The sequence below is a fragment of the Solitalea koreensis genome, assembly GCF_900182575.1.
Taxonomy (GTDB): domain Bacteria; phylum Bacteroidota; class Bacteroidia; order Sphingobacteriales; family Sphingobacteriaceae; genus Solitalea; species Solitalea koreensis.
Genome location: NZ_FXSZ01000009.1, coordinates 91,630 through 114,728 on the forward strand (window position 1 = coordinate 91,630; position 23,099 = coordinate 114,728).

The window sequence follows — 23,099 nt, forward strand, 5'->3', positions numbered from 1 at the left end:
ATAGCTAAAATCACTATTTGTATTGGTTTTGTAGTGGTGCTTTTTTTCTTAATAATTACTTGAGTCCTCATATTTGAAACATTAATCATTCTCTCAATTTATCTAAAGGGTTATGAAGGATTTTAAATACGAAGATTCTCTTTTAGAGGAACCAATTAATATTCCGGAAGAAGTTTTGAACAGCATCAAAAAAATGCCATTCAAAAACATGCTTTATATCACCCATGTTGGTTATTTTCCCAACAAACGAGAAAAGGGTTCTAATGATTACGTTCTGATCTATTGCCTGACCGGAAAAGGACAGTGTGAAACGCAGAATGGTACTTTTGTTTTAAGGCCTAATCAATTCATATTACTTCCGCCTAATGAGTATTATTGCTATCAGGCAGATATTGAACAGCCATGGACGATTTATTGTATGCACTTTAATGGCAGCATGATAAATGAGTTAAATGAAAGTTTTGATTTAGAACAATTTGCGGTCCCTACCAACCTGCCTTTCAATAATCAAATTCTTGAAACGTGGAAAGAAATTTATACAAGCTTATTAGATGGTTATACCGATGAAAATATAGGCTATGCCAATCTCTGCTTGTATCGTTTTGTATCCTTTTTCCTTTTCCCTAATCGGTCACAAAAAACAATTCAAGAACCAGAGCAAGAAGACCTATTAGATCAATCTATTTCATTTATGAAGGCAAATGTTCATAAACGCTTTAGTGTCGATGAAATTGCCGAAACATTTCAGTATTCTCCATCTCATTATTCTGTTCTTTTTAAACAGAAAACCGGTCTTTCTCCTATAGATTATTTTATCAAAATAAAAATTCAGCATGCCTGTGAATTACTAACCGGCAGTAATCTTATAGTAAAAGAGATTGCAGTAAAAGTTGGATATGAAGACCCTTACTATTTTACAAGGATCTTTAAAAAAGTTACCGGAAAAACACCGCGGGAGTACAAAGAGGTGAATAGGCTAGGAAATAAGGCTTCCTTTGAAATAAGATCAAATGAACAGCGTATGGCTGTTTAGTCATTTATAAACAAGAAGGGGCTGTCTCAAAAGCAAAAATTTATATATTTTTTGTTATGAAATTTATAACTAAAGATTAAATAAATAATTTTTTATTATTTTATTTAACTTAAAATGCCAAGCATTTTGAAATTTTAATAAAACAAAAGAGGCTGTCTTGACTTTTGAGACAGCCTCTTCTCGTTTATCATCCTCTTGTCATCCTGAAGTACGAAGGATCTCCGCTTTAGAAGGAGCATTAGGATCTTACACCTGGCGCAATTACATTTATAATCCCTTGTCATCCTGAGGCACGAAGGATCTCCGCTTTAGAAGGGTCATTAGGATCTTACACTCATGAGTTTCATTTATTTGGGAATGTTTCGGCAAGGGATCCCTCCTTCCTCGGGATGACAGTAAACGGTTAACAAATATCCCTATTAAAGCCTTTACCTTCGCTCAGTTTGATCCGAATGACAGCATTGGCTCCTGAAGCCATATAAACAAAGAAAGGCCTTACACGGCCTTTCTTTGTTTATTTAAGAAAAATCTTAACTGCCTTTTTGCAATTCACGATCGATGTACTTTTTAAGCTTTTCCTTATTTTCAGGAAGCGGGCAGCGTACTTCAGCCCAATTACCGTTTTTATCTATTAATAAAAAGCGGGGAATCGCGGCAATTTTGTACTTACGCCCAAATGTTCTGCCGAAATCATCCAAAAGCTGTACACCTTCAAGCTGCTTTTCAAGAATCATGTTCATCCATTTTTGCTTATCTTTTGCCGCATCCAGAGAAATTCCTACAAAAGCAATGTTGTCATTGCCTTTATAGAGTTCTTCTACTTCTTTCAGGAAAGGCATTTGCGCCTTGCACGGACCGCACCAGGTAGCCCAAACATCAACCAACACCACTTTGCCTTTAAACTCCTTCATGGATACCATTTTCCCGTTCACATCCGGCAAAGTAAAATCATAAGCTGATTTACCTAAAAATGCCGTATCGGCAGCATACATACCGCTAACACCATCGTATTTCACTTTAACAGAAGGCACTTTTGCATATTTTTTATAGGGAAGGAAAACATCACGAAACTCCGTATAGTTACTAACGTTCAGCTCCAGTTCATTCAACTGTGATTTTAACAAATATGATTTTAAGGTATCATTTGCTGTCGAATTCATTAAAATCTTCACTTTTTCAGCATCTGTTAGTGTCTTGGTATCGTCCAAACTTAATTTTGCATTCAGGTTAATGTAATCATAACCCTCTCCTAATTTCAACAGATTAGCAGAATTGATGGCATTAGCTTTTAATGTCTGTTTGTAATAATCCGGAACGTTTACAAACTCTTTATAAGAAGCTGAAAATGATCCTCTGTTCACGCTATTTGTCTTTAATAGCATGTTCAAAGCAGCCATATTGTTGTCAAGCTGTGCAGCAGTTTTAAAGAGTTCGTTAAACTTTGGATTCTTTGTCTTCACTTGTTGAACGAAGGCTTTGATCTGCGGCTGCAAAGACTGATAAACTGCTGTAAAGTCCTCCTGATTAAACTGCTTGTTTGGTTTTTTCAGCATTTCGGTAAGAGGACTTATCAATTCATCCCATTTCTGAAGCACATTATTCTCTTCAGTTGATTTAGCAGCACTGATTAACTTTCCAGTTCTATCCAATACCAACTGCAGCTTATCATTAGGCTTTAGATAAACCGACTTTTTCCCTGCCAAAGTGGTAAAGTAATAAATTCCTTCTTTATCAATTGGCGTCAAAAAGTTAAAAACTGAATCTCCCTTAACACCAAAACACGTTTGAACTTGTTGTAAATGTCCTTCTACTACCTTTTCCAAAGTAAGATCCATCGAAAATCTTGCAGTATTGAAGGAACCGGAAATAGTTGCGGTTGCAAATTTAGCCGGCAGTTTTTCAATTTTAAAACCAGTATTTTGATTAAATTGAGCAGGGTTAATCGTTAAATTTATACTTTGTTTACCTGTCAGGTCTAAAGGTAAAGTTGCATAGGTCTCAGGTTCCAGCCTGCGATTACCCATTTTCATTACTCTAACCTCCAGTTTATAACTGGCGTCCATTTTAGCTGGAAACACTAATGAAAAATTAGTATTGCCGGGATCAATATTGTGTTGAACGACTCTGAAAGTTTTATCACCTGATTTCCCACCGATCATTATCTCATAATACTTTTTCTCTGTAACAGAACCGGTGATTGTTACCAGCCGCGATTGTGCTGTGGCACTTACCACCATTGCAATGCACAATAGGACAAGCGCTAAACTTTTAATGAAATTTTTCATATCTATTTCTTTTAATCAGTAAAACCTGCTAATCGGATCATTGTTTCCAATCAGCAGGTTCTTAGCTTTTAAGTGATGCTAAATTATTTTGCGGCCAATGTTTCGTCGATCAACTTTTTAAACTGAGGATTTGAAGGACGAGGCGCATCCACCGTCACAACTTTTCCGTCACGATCAAAAATCAGGAAGCGTGGAATCCCCGATATATTGTAAAATTTAAAGAGCGATTCATCGAATTGTGTCAATAACTCAATGCTTGTAAAACCCTTGCTTTTGACAAAATTTTTCCAAGCATCTTTTTTAGCATGACCATCCACCGACATTCCAATAAAGATAATATCATTTCTGTCTTTATACCCTTCTGCAATTTTCTCCATGATCGGTTTTTCTTGCAAACAAGGAGCACACCACATAGCCCAAACATCAATTACCACAACCTTACCCTTAAATCCGGCCAAGCTATAGGTTTTATCATTTACATCTTTCAGCTCAAAATTATATCCCGGTGATCCCATAGCGAAGGGCCCTAAATTATTATAGAATTTATTATAAGCCTCTTTCTGTTCAGGGGTAACAAACGCACTTTTATAGGGTTCAACATATTTTACAAAGTTCTCATACTCCTTAATGCCGGGCATTTTATATAATAAAAACGCAACTTTAACTGCATCATCATTGATTTTTGCACCATTTTCTGCAGAAAAGAAGTTATCGACAACTTTTTGTTGATTCTTAACTTCGTTGAACTTCCAATACCCGAAAACATAGTCGAGTAGCTCCATTCCATGTTCCGAGCGAAGCAAGCGAACATCGTTGATAATATTTTTATCCAATAAAGGTTTATAAAATTCCTGAGCACTTAGTGAACTGTCGCAAGCTAAGTTTAATCTACCCAGAGAGAAGTAATTGCCGGCTCTTAGATATTTAAGATCAATAGCCACTTTATCATTCAGCCAGGTATTAAAATAAGGATTGCTGGTTTTGTTCGACTTTAAAAACGAAGCTGCGAACTTTTCGAATTGTGCATATTTAGTACGACCAACGCTTGGTTTACCTTTAACGGAATGACTATACTCATTCATGGCATTTAACCATGCCTGCAAAGTGGTGGTTTCCACATTTGGTTTTTCAATTATTACGTTTGTATAAGCAATACCTCCTGTATCGGCAACTTCCACTTTCTTTTGATCACCGGCTTTCAGGTAAATAACGTTATCAAATGAACCTCCATGACCACCGGCTCTTTTAAAGAAGAAAACGCCTTCCTTTTTTAAATCAACCTTGAACGTAACCTTTCCGTTTGCATCGGGACGTTTAAAACCTAAACTTACCCCTTCACCCTTTTTTAACTCATATAAGAACAAGCCGCTACCCAGATTTCCTTTAACGGTAAAATTTAAGGTTGTTTTAATTACCTCCGCACTTGCTCCGGCAATGCTTATGGTAAACAACAGCAGTAATACCAACAATTTTTTCATCATAACTTTTTCTCCTTTACCTTAAAAAGCCCGCCGTTAGGCCGGGCTTTTTAAGAAAACTGCTTATTTTAAAATTAAGCTTTTTTTAATTCGCTCAGCTATAAACATTAAATGCTCTTTTGATTCTTTATCTTTTATAGTTGGAACTGCAGCTAAAATCTCTTTACGTAAATTCTCCAGGTGCATGCGCAATATAGGACCAACGTCAGAACCCACAGTTACCGGCGCCTCTTCCGCTGCATTCGGAGAAACTAACAGGGCAATGACGTTATTTCCTTTTTCAGATTCTTCCAATGCTCTAAAAAGACCTTGGATATAGTACTTCTGCACGTCGCGTCGAAAAATATCGATTGGTTTATTGGTTTTTAATTCGCTGAAAATACCGGCTTTCAAATCAGATAAAAGCTCAATCATTGAATAGGTCTTTCCTTTACCGAAACGCTGTTCCGCCATGTTTAAAGTATTCAATACCCTATCACTTGTTAACTGCATTATCGTACCCTCCTGAATCTTACTAAAAGCACTGGTACCACGAGCAGGGTTGCCTATTTGATTAAGTAACTTTTCATCCAGTAACCAAGGTTGGGTTTCAAAAACCTGTTTGTTTAAAAACGCAATCGCTTCTTTTTGTTTCTCGGCTGGCGCCGGAGCATAAATATCGCCGGGCTGATCAGGAGTTATAATGGTTTCTTCAGTGCTGGCTACGTTTCTAACAACATGATTAACGTAACGCTGGTATTGAGTTACAGTCTGAAGATACATTTGGGTAAGATTTTTATTTGAATTCAAATCATTATCATCCTTAGTCCATTCAGGAAGGTGAGCCATTACGTATTTCAAATTTTTAATTCCGTATTCATTGGCCTTCATATTGTTATCACCCACATCTTCTGTCTGACAGCGCCCATCGTGATTCATTCCTTCACCACCAAACCATAATCTCGGATTGGCGGCTAAGCTGTCAACAATCCATTTTGATACAATTTTTCTATCTTCATCGTCATCTTTGGCTCCTGTATAGGTATAGCCCCATTTGATGGCCCATTTGTCATAGTCATTGATACGAGGCATAATACCGGCAGCGCTGATCTTATCTTCAGGCTGAGCAACATAGTTAAAACGAGCATAGTCCATAATAGAAGCAGTATGACCGTGTTTTTCAACCCATTCTTTGTCTCTTAATTTCTCAACAGGAGTTAAACTGCTGCTACCCATATTGTGGCGCAAACCTAAAGTATGGCCCACCTCGTGAGATGATACAAAACGGATCAACTCACCCATTAACTCATCGCTAAATTTCATTGTACGAGCTCTTGGATCGTTTGGACCGGCCTGTACCATGTACCAATCATGCACCAAGGTCATAACGTTATGGTACCAGCCAACGTAATTTTGTAAAATCTCACCGCTTCTTGGATCAGAGATATGCGGACCGTATGCATTTGCAACGTCTGAAGGCAAGTAACGCAACACTTTATAACGTTTATCCTCCAAGCTCATTGTGGTATCATTTTCAGGCCACTCTTTACCAATGATGGCATTTTTGAAACCGGCAGCTTTAAATGCTTCATTCCAGTCATTGATACCTGCAATCAGGTACGGGCGCCATTGTTTAGGTGTAGCCGGATCAAGGTAATATACAATTTGCTGTTTTGGTTCTACCAATTCACCTCTTTTGTATTTTTCCATATCCTCAGCCTTAGGCTCTAAACGATAACGAGCAATAAAGCTTTTAGGGTTAACTTTTTCATCTGTAATTTGAGTATAACCGGCATCAGCAAAATAGCCCACACGCATATCGAATTGGCGTCCCATCATTGGCTTTTCAGGCATGAGTAAAATAGAAGTAGAAACTTCAAGCGTTACTGCACCACCAATTCTGGCTGCTTCTGTGGCAAGCTTTTCAACACCGCGGTCCTTAACCGGTGCACCGGAAGCTCCATAAGTACGCACAAATCTTAATTCCACGTTAATTGGATACGCAGAAACACTTTTCACCCAGCTTCTATCTGCGGCAAATGAACTTAATCCTAACTTCTGTTTAACCTCAGTACCTATCATTGTGAAAGAGTTTTCCTTTTGCAGAAAATCTGTCGCATCAATGATTGAGCTTTTATTGCCTTCGCCTCTTGCCTTAATATCATAAAGCGTAGCGATAGGGTTAATATTTGAATTATCAACAGCTTTTGAAATGGCATTGCTTGAGTCGGCCTTGGTAGCGATATCTACCACTCGCAACATCAACTTATTATTCAATCCTTTTTCAAAACAGATCATTCTGGTGTCCATCATTTCACCACCAAACTTTGGACTGCCCCCTGGTACTTTTACTAACCAGTTTGTTACCAATAAATCTCTTTTTAAAATCGAATCAGGAATTTCGAAATAATACTTATCCCCTGTTTTATGAATAGTAATTAACCCCCTTTTGCTCTCGGTGTTCTTTGTTATAATGTTACTTAATGGCGAAGCCTTTGTAGTATCAGTTTTAACTACAGGTTGCTGAACCTTTTTGCGTTGAGCCATTGCCGTACTACCGCATAGACCCAACAATACTATAAACGTTACTTTTAATTTCATTACCAGCTTTATCATCGTACTAATAAAAGTCTAATTAGTTAGTTCTTTGGATTTAAATAACTGTCGATTTTTTGCGACATATATTTAAGGTGTGCAACCATTACCGGATCTGTGTAAGAAGGAGTAGCCGCCTTAATTTGTACCAAAAGATTTCTTAAGTGAGAACGGAACACTACAGGAACATCAGTGGTAGTTAAGTCGTCAGTTTTACCATCAGGTAGTTTATCACCCAATTGTGCCGTTTTAAGCATATAGCCTACAGCCTGTTTTTGCATATAGCGCTTATAACTATCAACCGATTGGCGGGTTTGCAATTCAGCAAAAAGACCCTTGTTCAAATCGGTCAATAATTCATCAACTGTATACGTTTTATCTTTACCAAAACGCATCGTTGCGGTATGCATCCTTAACAAACGATTTTCAAGAAGTAATTCGAAAAGTGCCTGATCCTGCATTTTTTGATAATTTTCTTTTTTGGCAGGTTTACTCCATTTATTCAATACATTCGGATCATATAACCATGTAGGTGTATTAAACACTTCTTTATTTAAAAATGCTACTGCCGCTCTTTGAGTCGCCTTAGGAACAGGTGTATAAATATCACCTTGTCCTACATTAGCAATGTTTTCACGAACTCCACCTACATTTGAATACACATGGCGAACAAGGAATGAGAACTGATCACATAAAGTATAATACAAATCTGATGTATTAAAATAGGAATCAAATTCGGCTCCTTTAGTCCATTTAAGCAGGTTGGCCATTGCTATTTTTAAATTTTTAACGCCATATTCACTTGCTTTAACATTGTCATTACTCAAATCCTCCCATTGTGCAGTTGGATTGATCGGATCACTTGGATGGCCACCCTGATCGCCAATAAAGATTAATTTTGAACCTGGTTTTACATTGTCAGTAATCCATTTCAAACGAATCTTTTTATCGGCTTCAAAATCATTAACACCTGTATAGGTATAAGCCCATTTGATCGCCCATTTATCGTACTCACCTATTTGAGGAATCAATCCCTTACGAGTAACTAAATCACTTGGTTGAGCTACATAGTTGTAATGGTTGTAATCCATAATAGAGTGGTTAAACGGATGAGTTGCCAGCCAATTCTTATCTCTTAATTTTTCAATTGGAATTGTTGAACTGCTACCCAAATTTTCCTTTAAGCCAAGCGTAAAACCTACAGTGCGGCTAATATCAGCACGTATTAATGCACCCATTAATTCATCATTGAATTTCATGGTTCTTCCTTCAGGATCTACTGCGCCTGCTTGTATCATATACCAATCGTGCAAGCTTTTAACCTGGCTATGTGACCAACCAATATATGATTGTAAAATTTCACCGGTACGTGGATCATTCAATTTAGGACCGTAAGAAAAAGGAGTTGTTGAAGGGAAGTAACGCACTACTCTGTAACGCGCATCTTCCAAACTCATCGTAGGATCATTTTCAGGCCATTCTTTACCAACGATGGCATTTTTAAAACCGGCTGCTTTAAATGCTTCATTCCAATCATTAATACCTGCAATAATGTATTTGCGCCATTGTTTAGGGGTTGCCGGGTCAACATAATACACCAAAGGCTCTTTAGGTTCCACTAGTTCACCGGCTTTGTAACGCGCCAGATCTTCAGGTTTAACTTCCAGTCGGTTGCGTACAATAAACTTTTTCTCTTCTACCTTCTGTTGCGCATCTGCGAATACATTATAACTATCTGAGAAGAAACCTACTCGAGGATCATACGCCTGAATCTGCATTGGAGTATTAGGCAACACCGATACTGCATTACTGATTTCAAACGTAACCCCAACATTAGCCCCGACTGGAGATTCACCCTCTTTTGGAGTTCCACCACCCATGCTATAGGTTTTCATTGTTTTAATCTCAATGTTTTGAGGATAAGCATCCATTGACAAGATAAATGATCTGTCAGCAGCAGGTGATCCTGTTTTCATTATTTTTTTAGCTTCAGCACTGAAGCCCGAAATCAGATTTTCTTTAAGGTAGAAGTCAGTAAAATCAACAATAGAAGACTTATTATCAGTTCCACGTGCTTTTACATCAAGCACCATAATAATAGGATCAATTGTTGAATTTCTTACTGCACGAGAAATTGCATTTGATGAATCACATACTGCTACACTGGTTACTGCACGTACAAACAATTTGTCATTTGGAGCTTTTTCAATTGAAACAATCATTCCGTTCATAAGCTCTCCACCATACAATGGGCTACCCGTAGCAACTTTTGACAAACGTGTGGTAAATAAAAACTCACGTGACAATAAATTATCTGGAATTTCGAAATAGTATTTATCATCTACTTGGTGAACTTTAAACATACCTGTTTTAGTAACAGCTTTTGCAGTAATAACCTGATTGTAAGGCTTTAACTTACCAGCTACTATTGCAGGCTTCTTAACCGCAGCGGAATCCTGTGCCAAACCTGTTTTAAATGCAAATAATGCAAAAAAGAAAACAGGGATAAATTTTAGTTTCATTCTTCTAGTTTTATTATTGTACTGAATTGTTGTATTATCGTTAATCTGTTTACCTAATCAGAAACACTTGGTTGTTGTCTCTTGTTAGCAAGTAAATCTTTAATATATCTGCAAATACGTACTTTATAATGAAAATCAGGCGTTGATCCACCACTACATTATCACTACACAGAGCGTTTTATACCCTAATCATTCTACTACAATTAGGTTTATTTCCCTAATGCTTTTTTAAATGCGATATCGGTAATCTTATCAAAACCGGTATACACATCGGCAGGAGATGTTGGTGTTCCCATAATATCTCCGGTTGTTGCATTCAGGTTAAAGAAGTAAACTTTATTTCCTCCACCACTTGCCGTTTCATCAGTGGCCACCACCAAAACTTTACCCTCTGTTGCACTTGGAATATTTGCAGCTAAATAGCCGGAATTAAAGGTTTTCATTGCTTTAATAATGGTACCAGCTGGGAATGACAGCCCTACTGCCGCAGTTGTAGTGCCTGGGGCGTATCTTGGTTTACAAGTATAAATATTACTTCCGTTTACATAATAAAATGCTCCCGAAGTCATGGCCAGATGAGTTGGACATGCAAACATGGTTGCCGAGTTAATCCCCGGGCATGTTGCTTGATTTAATAAATATCGGCCTGTCGTAAACTTATTGTCTGCAGCTGTTGTTTTGTGCTGAACCTGAACCAGGTAAGTAACATCACCGGCATCATTTCTAAAAAAGCAATACCAAAAAGGATTAGCTGTTGTTAATGGCTGCGCATTTTCTGCATACACCAAATTTTGCAGCAGGCCAGTTTTGTTATTTAAATCAAATCCTTTACCGGTTGTTGGGTCTAAATCAGCTGTTGTAGCGGTGGTGAGCGGAAAATGACCTTTCACTATATCACTGGTAACAGGATATAGTGCTCCGGTAGAGACATTAAATTGTACAAAGCATCGGTTAGCATTATCATAACATAAAACATAAGCATCAGCAGGAGCGCTAAGCACAAACGGGCTTAAGGTATAAGTACCCAAGAAAGGCGGCTGAAAATTAATAGGCGGGGTTTTAAGGGACGACACATTTACCGAACGGAATGAAAGTTGCCCGTTATTAATGAGGTACTCCCATTGGCCTAAAGCAGAACTGTTTGATTGAAAATTAATCGGTACCGGAGTAGCAAACCAATTTTCAGCATTAAGAGAGTCAGCATAATCAATACTCCTTACTTGCATACCTCCATTTGGGTAGAAAAACGATATCTTTTGTGCCCTTAAAGAAGCTGTATAATTAACTATGTTAACCTTATTGGTTCCTTTTGGCAGTTTATGATCATTCATAATAGAATAAACGTCAGGATAAACTTTGCCATGTGAAGCACCATCTCTGCTGGTGATTACGGAGATATCACTGCCGTCAGGCTGAGCCTGTAAGATTAGCCAACCTTCATTACCCCAAGGGGCAGCATTTACGTTTAATGCAAATTTTTTGTAATAAGAAACACCTGTATTTTTATCAGTAACCATTGCAACTAATCTGTATAAGTTTGGGGTTAGGCTTATTTTAGTTGCTAACGCAGCTGTACTATCAATAATATGTTTAACGGGATTTGCACCGGTTGCGTCAGCCTGCGTAAGTATCCACTGATATTTAAAATTTTCTGCAGAACCGAGCGATTGCTCAATTTTTAGTTTAACCTTTAAACTATCATTTTGGGTAAGATTTATAGAGTCTGCGGTTACAAATATATTCGGATCGACACTTGTCATGTCCGTCGAAATTTTTAGTGTATTTATATCCTGATAGTCATAATTTCCCAAATCCTTGCTACAGCCTGTAAGAATGGCCGTCGCAAAAATTGTATTCAAGAAAATCGTTAATATCTTATTCACCTGTTTCATTTTATCCTTTTTAGTTATCAGATGGAACATTTTAGTTAATATTTTAAGTAGCCTGTATTAATAATTTGCAGGACCTACTTGTATCAAATTCTTCCCCGGTGTAATTTGATCAGGGGCATCAGGATCTGTTAGGGTTGCAGCATTTGGTCCGCCTAAACCATAATTTCCGGGATACTTTGTCTTAATGTAATTTCGTACTACAGCAACGTACTGATTATAGATAACCGGATAGGGAGCTGTGATTGGGAACTCAGTAACAGTAGCACCGGTTGCCGGATCGTACAAAGCTTCCAACATCAATTTATACTTGGCTTTAGTCCAGGTTCCGAAATTAGTCGGCCTAGCCGCAAAGCCAACGGAGCTTACACTCATATCTATCCCCCAGGTTGTTGGTTTCATCATGTAAGCAAGATTAATAGTTACCGCCTGTTTAGTAGTAATTCCTTCCCCCTGAAAAGCTTCATTCGTCTTTAATTTCAACTTGATTTTAACCATGTTCGCTTCTAAATCAGGAGTACGATAAACAACCACCGGAATAGTTGCTTTATAGGCATTCGCCCTAACAACAGCATCGCTACTAAGAACTTTGTAATGCACCCCATCAACAGCATTTAACCACGAAGCAGTTTGAACTTCAACAGAAATCGGCCTGTCGGCGCTGAAAGAATTACCTAAAACGTTTACTGGAATTTGAAGGGTATCAAATGTTTTATAAGGATACTTGGCAAATGAATAATTTAGAACCGTATCGGCTGTGCCAAAATAAAGGCCATCTGTTTCCGTAAATAAGGTTGGTTTTTCTTCGCATCCAACAATTGAAAGAATTGCAAAAAAAGAAAGTATGTGAAATAATTTTTTCATGTCTCTGTCTATAATTTCTAAAAGCGACTGTTAATTATTGTATTCGTTCTCCTTATCTGGAATCGGGAAAACATATGCATTTGAAGGAACGGTCGTAATTCCAGTTTCAACAGCAAGATCCTTATTAAGTCGTTTGTAATAGAAGAAAGTTTGTCCTTCCTGGAAAAATTCCTTCTTATACTCTTTCGTAATTTCGCCTGAAAGCATTGTTGCATCCGTGATGGTAGCCGAAGTTAAAGGGCTTAAACCGCGACTGGTTCTTACTTTGTTTAGAAACGACAGACCTGTTGCCAAATCGCCGGCATTATTTGCACATTCAGCCACTATGTAATACATTTCTGAAACCTTTAACAAGGGCACAATATTTTGTAATTTATACGGTAAGCCTTTATCCTGATAGAATTTAGAGGGTGCAAAAATATTAGCATTGCCTGTGGGTTCGAACCACGATAAATAACGATAATCTAAAGCGCTTCCTGTGTTCCCGGTGAATATTGCATCCTTAGTAGCTTTAGCAACTGCAAACGGTGCGGGTCCTAGAAACAGACCATTATTAATGGTTGTTACATTTGTGCTGTATATTGAAAACAAATGTTCTTGTGAAAATAAACGGTCTCTTGTTGGATTGGCAGCCAATGCAACATTACTTGTAACCAACGGAAACTTAGCACTTGCAATTACTGATTTCGCATATTCCATTGCCTTCGGAAAATCGCCTTTATACAAATAAACACGAGCTAATAAGGCTTTGGCAGCCCAATAATTCATGTGATTTTGGGTAAATCCGTTAAATAAATCTAAAGAAACGTCAGAAACAGAAGTAGTATCTGTTTGGGCCAATATAGATTCTGCTTTACTCAAATCAGAGATACAAGAATCTAATGCGGCATTTAATGATACCCTAGGCGTAGACACCCCGGAAAACTTTGTAACGTATGGGATTGCCTTTTCATTTAATCCGGTAACAGGAGATTTACCAAATAAACGTGCTAAGTCAAAGTGAAAAAGAGCGCGCAAAGCCAGAGCTTCACCTTTAACTCTTTGATATTTATCGCTTGAAAAAACATCTCTTTTTGTATCAATATGCACTAATATGTTATTGACATTAGCAATGTTATTATACATACCACTCCAAATTCCGTCTATTTCCGGCCTTAAGGCCGCCCCGGCATAATCATATTTTGCAGTAGCGGCATACATTCCACTACCTAAAGCAGAAGTGGCTGCATTGTAATAGTTATTTGTCATAATGGAAAGCATTCCCATCGACAAATCATTGGTATATAAGTTCTTAACTCCATTATTAGGATTATCCATCCCAAAATACACCCCGTTTAAAGCGTCCATAAATCCTTGCTCATCATTGAACAATTGATCTTGAGGAACTTTATCCTTTACCGGTAGCTCCAAAAATTTCTCACATCCGCTAAAAGTAATTAGCATTATGAAAGATAATACGATCCATCCTGATGTGAACAGTGCGGATGCTTTATTTTGTTTGTTTGATTGATTCATATTAAACATACGCTTAGAAATTTGTTGATAAACCAAAGCTGAAACTTCTAGCGAACGGATAACCAGTACCACGTTCGTTTTTAATAGTACCCAAACGAACCAGGTTGTTTTGGGTAATCATTATTTTAGGAGCAGATAAATGAGAAGCTTTCACCCACTTCAAAGTTGAAGGGAAATTATAGCCAACCGTTAAGCTTGACAGATCAATAAAATTATCCTTTTGTACAAAGCGAGAAGTTGCATTTGTTTGTTGCAAACCGTTTAAACCATTAGCAACCAGTGATTTAAATGAACTGTGATCTCCAGGTTGTTTCCAACGTTCTGTCAACACCCTCATATCAGCATTTCCATGCAGTAGATCAACATTTTCTACTTTATCAACCAAGGTTTGGTTATACATATACCCACCATATTGGTACATTAAGTTAAAGTTGAGTACAAAGTTTTTGTAATTAAAGTTGGACGACGCGCTTCCTTTGAACTTAGCCGTTGCGTCTGCGATTGGGCGTTTATCATTGGCATCCCAAACAAAAGTGCGGCTACCATCCAGTTTAACAAAAACCTCTTGACCGGTTGCAGGATCAATACCTAATGATGGCACTGCCCAAATTTTACTCATCGACTGCCCAACCACAAAACGTGGAAGAGGATTAGTTTGATACCTTCCATTTAATGGGTTATTTGGATCTGTTGTAGCGTTATTTTTCGCATTAATGGCATCAATTGCCGGAGACAATCTGGTTAGTATATTTCTGTAATGACCGGTGTTAAAACCAAGGGTCCAAAATATATTTCGTTTCGCGTCTTTAATGACATTGGCATTAATACCTATTTCATAGCCGGTATTTTGAGTTCCACCCAAGTTATCTCTATATGAAAGGAAACCGGTTGATGGAGCGATGTCTAACGGTAAAATCAAGTTATCAGTTGTTTCCTGGTATACTTCCAATGATGCATTAATTTTTCCTTTTAACAGACCTAAACTTAAACCAAGGTTAGTTTTTAAGGTTTTTTGGAATTGCAAATCAGGATTAGCATAACTACCAGTGGTGCTACCGAGCATCAAACGGTAGTTATTAGTAAGACTGTACTGATAGATCTGTATATCAGAAGAAATATTCTGATTACCAGCAGTACCAATGCTAGCGCGTAATTTAGCTGATTGAATAATATCATTTGGTTTGAAAAATTTCTCATTCGAAATATTCCAACTCAAACCTCCTGCATAAAAAGGAGTCATCCCAGCGTGAGCACCAAATTGCGAAGAGCCACTTAGGTTAGCAGTAACTTCAGCAGTATAACGATTGTCGAAATTGTAACTTATGCTCGCAAAATTTGAAACAGATTTTGATAGGTTACTTAGAGTATTAGGCTTAAGAGTTGAATAACTAAAACCGTTTGCTAAACCTATTTCACCTAAATAATCATTTGGAATACCCAATACTTTTATAGTGGTTCCATTACTAGAGGTTTTTTGCAATTGACCGCCCACAGCAGTCAATAAAGTACTTTTGCCAAAAGTTAATCTATAATTTAAGCTTACTTTACCGTTAATTACATTATTATTTCCTTTGGTTTGTTGATAAGAACCAAGGTCACCCATAAGTCCAATATTATCAGCAAATGAAGTATGATCAGCAGGTAAAAATGCCTCTGATTGAGGAGTATTTGCTGACCAGCCTAAGCTACCTGTTAATTTTAATTCATCTAAAAGCGACCATTCAATACTGGAGTTATTCGTTAAGCTTAACATAGTTGAATAATCTTTTACATTTAAGGTTGAATTATATTCAGGATTTACAAAAATTCCTCCCGGTGCTTGACTTCCGAATCCTAATTCACTTCCATTAGGTTCCAAAATTTTAATTGGGTTACCCGCCTCATCGTTATTTCTGAAAAATGGCAATTGCTTTGAGTAACTAGCAAAACTACCCCAAGGAGTATTATTACCCTTAACATAAGCAAGAGAAGTAGCGTTACTTACCCTAATTTTCTTTCCAGAGTAACTCACATTGTAACCCATAGAATAACGATCTCTGCCGGACCCTTTCATCACACCTTCATTATTGCCATAGCCCAGGGAGAATGAATATCTCAAATTACTTCCACCGCCCGACAATTGCAAGCTGTGGGTTAATCCATATCCCATTTGCAGGGGTTGAGAAAGCCAATAAGTGTTAACCCCACTTTTAACTTGAGCTAAACGGTAGTTATACCATTGCTGCTTGGCAACATCATTAAAATAATTTGAAGGATCGTTATAAACACCTGATAACCGTTGTGCCTCCAATAAACTTGCAGCATCCATCAGATTATAAGAAGTAAGATCAGGCAATTCAATATTTGCATTAATACCATAGCTAGCTCTTAATTTACCCTGAACAGGCTGTTTAGTATCAACAACAATAACACCATTGGCCGCTTTTGAACCATACGCTACAGTTGCGGCAGCATCCTTTAAAACAGTGATGTTTTCGATTAAATTAACATCCATATCATAAAGTGTTTGTAAGGTAGTTTCAAAGCCATCCATAATAATCAAAGGCTGATTGGGGTTCGCTAAATAACTCGCCATGATATCACCATTTGAAACCGGATTAGCCGCACTAGTATTGGTTGTTAAAGTAAGGTTGTTTGCACCACGAATCTGAAGATTAGGCAATTTATTAGGATCACTACCTGATATATTATCGGCAGCTATTCTAACTGATGGATCTATTACAGATAAGGCCTGAATCACGTTACGCGGGTTTACACTTTTTAACTCTGCACCGGTATACGTTTTTGCCGACCCAGTGAAATTACCTATAGGTCTTTTATATAAACCTGTATTCACTGTTACTTCTTTTAGCCCTATAGTGTTACTTTTCAACACGAAAGACACAGTAGTTTGCCCTGATTTTAAAGCAGTTACCGCAGTTTTATAACCAAGAAAGTTAACCTGCAAGGTAGCACCGGGTGTAACATTTTTTAATTCAAAAGTTCCATCCTTAGTAACAGGCGCAGCATTTTTGGTCCCAACCTGCATTACCACAGCACCGACCATAGGCTCTCCTGATTCATCTTTTACCGTACCACGTATCACAGCAGTTTGTGCAAAAAGGATGGTTGTACAAAAAGTCAGGAGAAGAAGCAATAGAACTCCCTTATTCCAACTTCTCTTTAATATTTTATAAATATTGCTCATAATGATTATGCAATTTTTCTTGATCCCTTAATTTCCTTATACGAAACACAATGTATTGAGTTTCAGTTACTTAATAATAAAACCTTATTCAGGCTTAACAAAGGTGTAGGTTGCATTTGATGCCACCGGCACTTCACCCGCCTTTGGACTTGCAGCAATAGCCGGATAAAATGGCAATGCTGTAAAAGGTGTATTTTTTCTTTTGTAATAGAAAAACATTTGTCCTTCGCCTATAAACTCTTTCTTATATTCATTCAAAATTTCAGTTGAAAGAACTGCCAAATTCGGAACCTGAGTTGAAGTTAAAGCCGGAAGGTTGCGAGCTATTCTTACAGGATTGATATAAGATAAACCCGTAGTTCCATCAGTTGCACATTCTGCAGCGATATAATACATCTCCGTTAAACGAATCATAGGAAATACATTAGATTTTGTAACCCCACCTGCAGGATTAGAAAGCTTTTGCAGCGCAATTGTTAAGCTAGTAGTTGCGCCACCGGCAATAAAGTTTTTACGATAATCAGTAGCACTACCGTTACCTGTAACATATAAAGCAGTTTGCCCTGAAGTGGACAATCCTAATAATGAAGGATCTGAAAACAAAGATTTATAATATTGACTAAAGTCATTCAAATAAACGTAAAGTTGGAATAAGCTTTCCTTATTAAACATTAAATCATTCTTGTTATTAGACAATGAAAATTTATTGCTATTGATAACAGCTAAAGCATATTCACTTGCTTTGACATTATCACCTTTGTACATATAAATACGAGCCAATAAACCTTGTACAGCCCATTTATTAATTTGTGACTGTGTTAAATCATTCGCATCTAATAAATCATTTGCAGTATTTAAATCAGCTATACACTGATTTAACACTTGCTCAACCGAGCTAACCGGTGTAGCACTGAAGTTAATTGAAGTTACATAAGGAATAGCAGGGCTTGCCAAAGATCCCGTAGAAGGAGCCGGAGCAAATAAACGAAGTATATCAAAATGTAAATAAGCTCTCAAGGCTAACGCCTCACCTTTATAAGTGTTATAATTATTGCCGGTAAAAATGTCCTTTTTAGTTTCAACATTCGCCAACACATTATTTACGTTAGCAATAGATTGATACATTTGATTCCACACACTGGCAGAGTACACTTTAACATCCTGATCCTGTAAATTAAATTTTGCAGCCTGATACTGTAAATTGCTGATTTTTTTCACATTCACACTATCATAACTTCTGCCCATTAGGGATAACACTCCCATGGTTAAATCTTTGCCATAAAGCGCTGGAGAACCCATTTGCAAATACACGCCATTTAATGCATCACGGAAACCTTGTTCTTTAGAAAACACTTTAGACTCATCCACCCCCGATGGATTTGGAGTATCATCAACCCATTTTTGGCAGGATACGGTGCTAAACAGGATCGATAATCCTGTTATAGCTAATAATATTTTTTTTCTCACAATTTGCATAGAACTCTGATTTAAGAAATTAAAAGTTTGCATTTAAGGTGAACGTGTAATTTCGTTGGAATGGATAGTAAATGCCGCGTTGCATATCGGCACCACCAATCTCAAAAGCATTGTTCACCAAGAATTTCAAAGCAAGATTTTTGGCCTTAATTCTTTCTGCGAACATTTTAGGAACAGTATAGCCAAACATGATTGATGAGCATTGGATCTTATCATCATTTTCAACTAATCTGGTTACAGCATTAGTTGGTGAAGCAGCATATCCTAATGATCTAAGTATATTATAAGATGGGTCGTTATAAACTTTATTTTCAATATTAGCTAAGCCTTGATTATAAACCTTGGCACCATACTGATAATTGAAGTATGCACCTAAAGCGAATTGCTTATAGGTAACATCAGTACCAAATGAACCTACCCAGGTTGGAGTTAACTTACCTGCATACACTTTATCGCTTGCATCCCAAACAGTTGTAATAGTACCGTCTTTCTTTAAAAAAGCTTCTTTACCTGTTAGAGGATCAATACCCGCTGAAGGAACAGCCCATATAGCGTATGGTGATTTTCCAATTACATATTGAGGCTGAAGCGTATTTTGAGGTGCAATTGTATTGTTATTGATGTTTGTGTAGTCGAAAATTGGACCACTAGCAGTCGTAATCTTATCCATGGCATGAAGGGTATTTGCCATGATATTCCAGTTCAAATTATTTTTAGGCGATTTATAAACTGTCGCAGCTGCACCGATTTCAAATCCTCCATTTTCTAACTCTCCATAATTATCAAAAGATGCGAAGTTTTGGAAACCTGTTGAAGCAGGCGAGAATAATGGAAGAACCATTTTATAAGTTCTTTGCTTAAAAGCATTTAAGTTTAAGGCTAGTCGATTTTTAAATAAGACAGCATCCAAGCCAATATCTTGCTTGTAAGTTTCAGGAGCTTCTAAGTTTTTATTTCCATAGCCGGTCAAATAAGCGCCCAGGCCAATTCCAATTGTACCGGTGCCGCTTCCCGCAGGTATGTATTGTTGATTAGTGTAATAATCATAAGTTGTTCTGTTTAGATACGATAAGAAGTACTGGTTACCGGTTATACCAAAGCTTCCCTTAACCTTTAACAGATCAATCCAGCTTACATTCTTTAAGAATTTTTCATTATGAACATTCCAGGCCATTCCCACAGCACCAAACTTTGACATTTTTGATAATCCTGAATAATTATCTAAAGCACCCGATAGGTCAACCTGGTAACGATTATCATAACTGTAAGTCACATTACCGAATGTAGAAGCATAGCGTGTTGCAATTTTACCACTCACTGGTTTGTTCATTGCATAAGCACTTCCAAAACTAATATCAGCCAAACGGTCAACAGCAAATCCACTTACAGCAACACCTTCCGATTCGCTATTGGTTTGCGCAAGGTTTTCACCTACGTTAGTGAAGATTGTGTGCTTACCCAAGTTCTTTTGATATTGCAAGCGAACGCCACCTTGGATATCCAAGAAAGAATTAGAAGTATAATTGTACAATCCTCTTTTTAAAATACTATCAGCAGTCAACATACCAAATTTGGTATGATTGGGAGGCAAGAACTGATTCAATTCATCTGCTTGCTTGCTAATGCTAGCAATACCATCTAATTGAAAACCAGAGCCAATTACCCAATTTAAGTTAGTTACATTGCTGTAGCGAGCATACTTTGCCGCATCAGTGGTGGCAAGAGTTGAATTGTATGCAGGGTTTAAATAGGGAATTACATTTTCGCCAATGGTATCTACTTCAAGAAGCTTTTGGAATTTCCCGGTGAATTTATCATAAGGATTCCAATAAGGATTCATTTTAGCATACTTGTCAAATGATCCGAATGGAGAATTTGAAGCGTTTGAACCCAGATAGTAAAACTGATTATTGAACGAAAAAGAACCGAAATGGCCACCGAAATTAGCACCTAAATCAAGATTTTTTCTGCTAGAACCTTTCATGCTTCCTTGTATATCATTGTAAGATGCAGTGAAACCATAAACCACTTCGTCAGTTCCGCTACTAAAAGCTAGAGTATGTTTCGAGCTTAGCCCATTTTGTAAAGGCAATTCCAACCAGTTGGTGTTAACACCATTATTATAAGCCTGATTATATCTTTTTTGATAAAGAGCAGCTAAACTGCCGGGATATAAACCAGCCTTATTTTCAAGGTCTAATTTTTCTTTGGCACTCAATGTTTTATACGAAGAAATATCAGGGGTTGCAATTTGTACCTGTTCGCTAAAAGAAATATTCATTCCTCTTCCAGGTTTTACTGTTTGAATTGCTATAACTCCATTACCGCCTCGCATACCATAGGAAGCAGTTGCAGCTGCGTCTTTCAATACAGTTACACTTTGAATACGATTCATATCGATATCAAGTGCAGTTTGAAGTGATACCTGGATACCATCCAATAAAATTATTGGGCTACTGGTAGTAGTTACATTTGAAGCAATGAAATCTGCAGATGAAGGAGCTGTTTGAACACCAGAAGCTGAATTGTTATTATTTGTTATTGTAGCTGCATAAGGGAAATTATTTGCTCCACGCAATCTGATCTCCGGAAGCGCATTTGGATTACTTCCATTATTATTGCTTTTGGTAACCGTCAGGGATGGAACATAAAACTTCAAAGCATCAATGAAGTTGGTGCCATTAATCTCACGAAGCTTATCTCCTTCAACTGTAACAGCTGAACCCGTAAACAAAGAATTCACTCTTTTAGATAAACCAGGATTAATAGCAAATCCTTCTGACTCATCTGTTTTTAGCATACTAACTGTTAAAGTTGCAGATGTTAATTTTTTGGCTAGTCTCACATAACCCGGCTTGGAAAAAATCAATATTGAATCTTTATTGTCTCCAAAAACAACAACGCCCTTCTCTGTAAATTTAGATTCTTTTCCTAAGGTCACTCGAACACTGTCAAGTAATTTAGAAGTACCCAAATCCCTAACCGAAACAGTTACCTTTTGAAGTTGACGTATAGTGTCAGCTTGCGAAAAAGTCTTTTTTACACTTGGCTGCAATGCGTAGCTCATTTGGCTATTCAAGCAAATTAATCCTGCCAAGGCGAGTAAATAGTACACTTTTTGTTTCATTGAATCCTTGATTTATTAATAAATGGTTAAATCCCTGTTAAATAAAACTATTCTTGATTACGAAAGTAGATTTAAGAGGATGGAAATAAAATGGACAATATGCCTATTTGCTGGACTATGCTTTTAAAAAAAAGCAGCAAAAGACAAAAATTCTGAATTATAACTATAAAGCAGAATTTTATACTGTTTTATCTCCCGAAAAAAGCACTTGCTACCAAACGATTGTAACTAGACCAATTTCCTCGTGTTTACTATTTTCCCTTCAACTGTTTTTATCTACAAACAGTGCTGCTGCGAAACGATCACAAATCAGCACCTTATTTCAAATCTATCTTATTTTACTACTGACGACTATTTTTTATAGAATTTTATCGCACTGATGAACAATAAATTATACAATTTAACAGTCTCAAAAACTTATTGCTATTGTTTTATTCTTTCAAACTTGTACCTTTGCACCACCAAAAACAAACAACCTTGTTTTTCAAAAGAAGACAATGAAATGGAGTCTTCTTTTTTACATTACCATTTCAAACCGATTCCGTAGCTCAGCTGGTAGAGCAATACACTTTTAATGTATGGGTCCTGGGTTCGAATCCCAGCGGGATCACAAAACTGAAGTTGAACAGTTTTAAAACAATATCAACAACCGATTCCGTAGCTCAGCTGGTAGAGCAATACACTTTTAATGTATGGGTCCTGGGTTCGAATCCCAGCGGGATCACAAAAAACAAAAAACCGCGTTTCTAACTTTGAAACGCGGTTTTTTTGTTAAAAATTTCACCAATCACCACGAATCTTCAATTGCCATCCGAATTCTCTTACACCTTCACTTTATCTCCTATTTAAGCCTTTATGATATTCTTTTTATCAATGCCTTAAATTCGAATACTGGCCGAATAATTAGTTATACGATCTGAAAATCAGAATGTTACAAAATATTAAGGTGTTTTTTTCAAACACTTCATTTACCGTTGACTTCAGTATAAATGAAAATTGCCCGATCCGTTTACGGACCGGGCATTTTCAAAATAAGTTTAACGCTTTGATGTCACCGATTATCGCGATGGCAATGGTGCTAGCGCATCTGGAAGTTTAGCATTTAAATCCGTTGGAATTCCTGCTGGAACCGCGATGCCAACCTGATTT

11 protein-coding genes and 2 tRNA genes are annotated in these 23,099 nt (G+C 37.3%); 3 read left to right on the forward strand and 10 right to left on the reverse strand.

Features of this window, described 5'->3' with window-relative positions:
* The first annotated feature begins 112 nt into the window (after positions 1-112).
* Positions 113-1,033, forward strand: coding sequence for an AraC family transcriptional regulator (locus FN756_RS12640; RefSeq protein ID WP_142604474.1), 921 nt, complete (start codon positions 113-115; stop codon positions 1,031-1,033).
* 530 nt (positions 1,034-1,563) lie between these two features.
* Here the strand turns inward: FN756_RS12640 and FN756_RS12645 are convergent.
* From FN756_RS12645 to FN756_RS12690, 10 genes are all read right to left on the reverse strand, one after another.
* Positions 1,564-3,318 (reverse strand): TlpA family protein disulfide reductase, encoded by a 1,755-nt coding sequence (locus tag FN756_RS12645; protein WP_142604475.1) that lies wholly within the window; start codon positions 3,316-3,318, stop codon positions 1,564-1,566.
* A gap of 83 nt (positions 3,319-3,401) precedes the next feature.
* Complete coding sequence (locus FN756_RS12650; protein ID WP_142604476.1) at positions 3,402-4,799, reverse strand: TlpA family protein disulfide reductase; 1,398 nt, start codon at positions 4,797-4,799, stop codon at positions 3,402-3,404.
* A 60-nt stretch (positions 4,800-4,859) separates the two neighbouring features.
* Positions 4,860-7,391 (reverse strand): zinc-dependent metalloprotease, encoded by a 2,532-nt coding sequence (locus FN756_RS12655; RefSeq protein ID WP_142604477.1) that lies wholly within the window; start codon positions 7,389-7,391, stop codon positions 4,860-4,862.
* A 23-nt stretch (positions 7,392-7,414) separates the two neighbouring features.
* Positions 7,415-9,892, reverse strand: a complete 2,478-nt coding sequence (locus FN756_RS12660; protein ID WP_142604478.1) for a zinc-dependent metalloprotease — start codon at positions 9,890-9,892, stop codon at positions 7,415-7,417.
* Positions 9,893-10,101: 209 nt separating this feature from the next.
* Entirely contained in the window at positions 10,102-11,814 is a 1,713-nt protein-coding gene (locus tag FN756_RS12665; RefSeq protein WP_142604479.1) for a PKD-like family lipoprotein, read from the reverse strand.
* A 27-nt stretch (positions 11,815-11,841) separates the two neighbouring features.
* Positions 11,842-12,645, reverse strand: coding sequence for a DUF4843 domain-containing protein (locus FN756_RS12670; protein WP_142604480.1), 804 nt, complete (start codon positions 12,643-12,645; stop codon positions 11,842-11,844).
* 30 nt (positions 12,646-12,675) lie between these two features.
* Positions 12,676-14,160, reverse strand: coding sequence for a RagB/SusD family nutrient uptake outer membrane protein (locus tag FN756_RS12675; RefSeq protein WP_185955278.1), 1,485 nt, complete (start codon positions 14,158-14,160; stop codon positions 12,676-12,678).
* 13 nt (positions 14,161-14,173) lie between these two features.
* Entirely contained in the window at positions 14,174-17,347 is a 3,174-nt protein-coding gene (locus tag FN756_RS12680) for a SusC/RagA family TonB-linked outer membrane protein (RefSeq protein WP_142604482.1), read from the reverse strand.
* A gap of 84 nt (positions 17,348-17,431) precedes the next feature.
* Entirely contained in the window at positions 17,432-18,823 is a 1,392-nt protein-coding gene (locus FN756_RS12685) for a RagB/SusD family nutrient uptake outer membrane protein (protein WP_185955279.1), read from the reverse strand.
* 19 nt (positions 18,824-18,842) lie between these two features.
* Complete coding sequence (locus tag FN756_RS12690; protein ID WP_142604484.1) at positions 18,843-21,950, reverse strand: TonB-dependent receptor plug domain-containing protein; 3,108 nt, start codon at positions 21,948-21,950, stop codon at positions 18,843-18,845.
* Between the two features lie 537 nt (positions 21,951-22,487).
* Here FN756_RS12690 and FN756_RS12695 point away from each other — a divergent pair.
* Together FN756_RS12695 and FN756_RS12700 are read left to right on the forward strand one after the other, a co-directional pair.
* Positions 22,488-22,560, forward strand: a tRNA-Lys gene (locus tag FN756_RS12695).
* A 41-nt stretch (positions 22,561-22,601) separates the two neighbouring features.
* A tRNA-Lys gene (locus FN756_RS12700) sits at positions 22,602-22,674 on the forward strand.
* Positions 22,675-23,099 lie beyond the last annotated feature (425 nt).

Bases quoted from the DNA above. Each gene is read 5' to 3' on its own strand.
- FN756_RS12670 (WP_142604480.1), bottom strand. From the start codon at position 12,645: ATGAAAAAATTATTTCACATACTTTCTTTTTTTGCAATTCTTTCAATT.
- FN756_RS12645 (WP_142604475.1), bottom strand. From the start codon at position 3,318: ATGAAAAATTTCATTAAAAGTTTAGCGCTTGTCCTATTGTGCATTGCA.
- FN756_RS12660 (WP_142604478.1), bottom strand. From the start codon at position 9,892: ATGAAACTAAAATTTATCCCTGTTTTCTTTTTTGCATTATTTGCATTT.
- FN756_RS12640 (WP_142604474.1), top strand. From the start codon at position 113: ATGAAGGATTTTAAATACGAAGATTCTCTTTTAGAGGAACCAATTAAT.
- FN756_RS12655 (WP_142604477.1), bottom strand. From the start codon at position 7,391: ATGATAAAGCTGGTAATGAAATTAAAAGTAACGTTTATAGTATTGTTG.
- FN756_RS12690 (WP_142604484.1), bottom strand. From the start codon at position 21,950: ATGAAACAAAAAGTGTACTATTTACTCGCCTTGGCAGGATTAATTTGC.
- FN756_RS12650 (WP_142604476.1), bottom strand. From the start codon at position 4,799: ATGATGAAAAAATTGTTGGTATTACTGCTGTTGTTTACCATAAGCATT.
- FN756_RS12680 (WP_142604482.1), bottom strand. From the start codon at position 17,347: ATGAGCAATATTTATAAAATATTAAAGAGAAGTTGGAATAAGGGAGTT.
- FN756_RS12665 (WP_142604479.1), bottom strand. From the start codon at position 11,814: ATGTTCCATCTGATAACTAAAAAGGATAAAATGAAACAGGTGAATAAG.
- FN756_RS12675 (WP_185955278.1), bottom strand. From the start codon at position 14,160: ATGAATCAATCAAACAAACAAAATAAAGCATCCGCACTGTTCACATCA.
- FN756_RS12685 (WP_185955279.1), bottom strand. From the start codon at position 18,823: ATGCAAATTGTGAGAAAAAAAATATTATTAGCTATAACAGGATTATCG.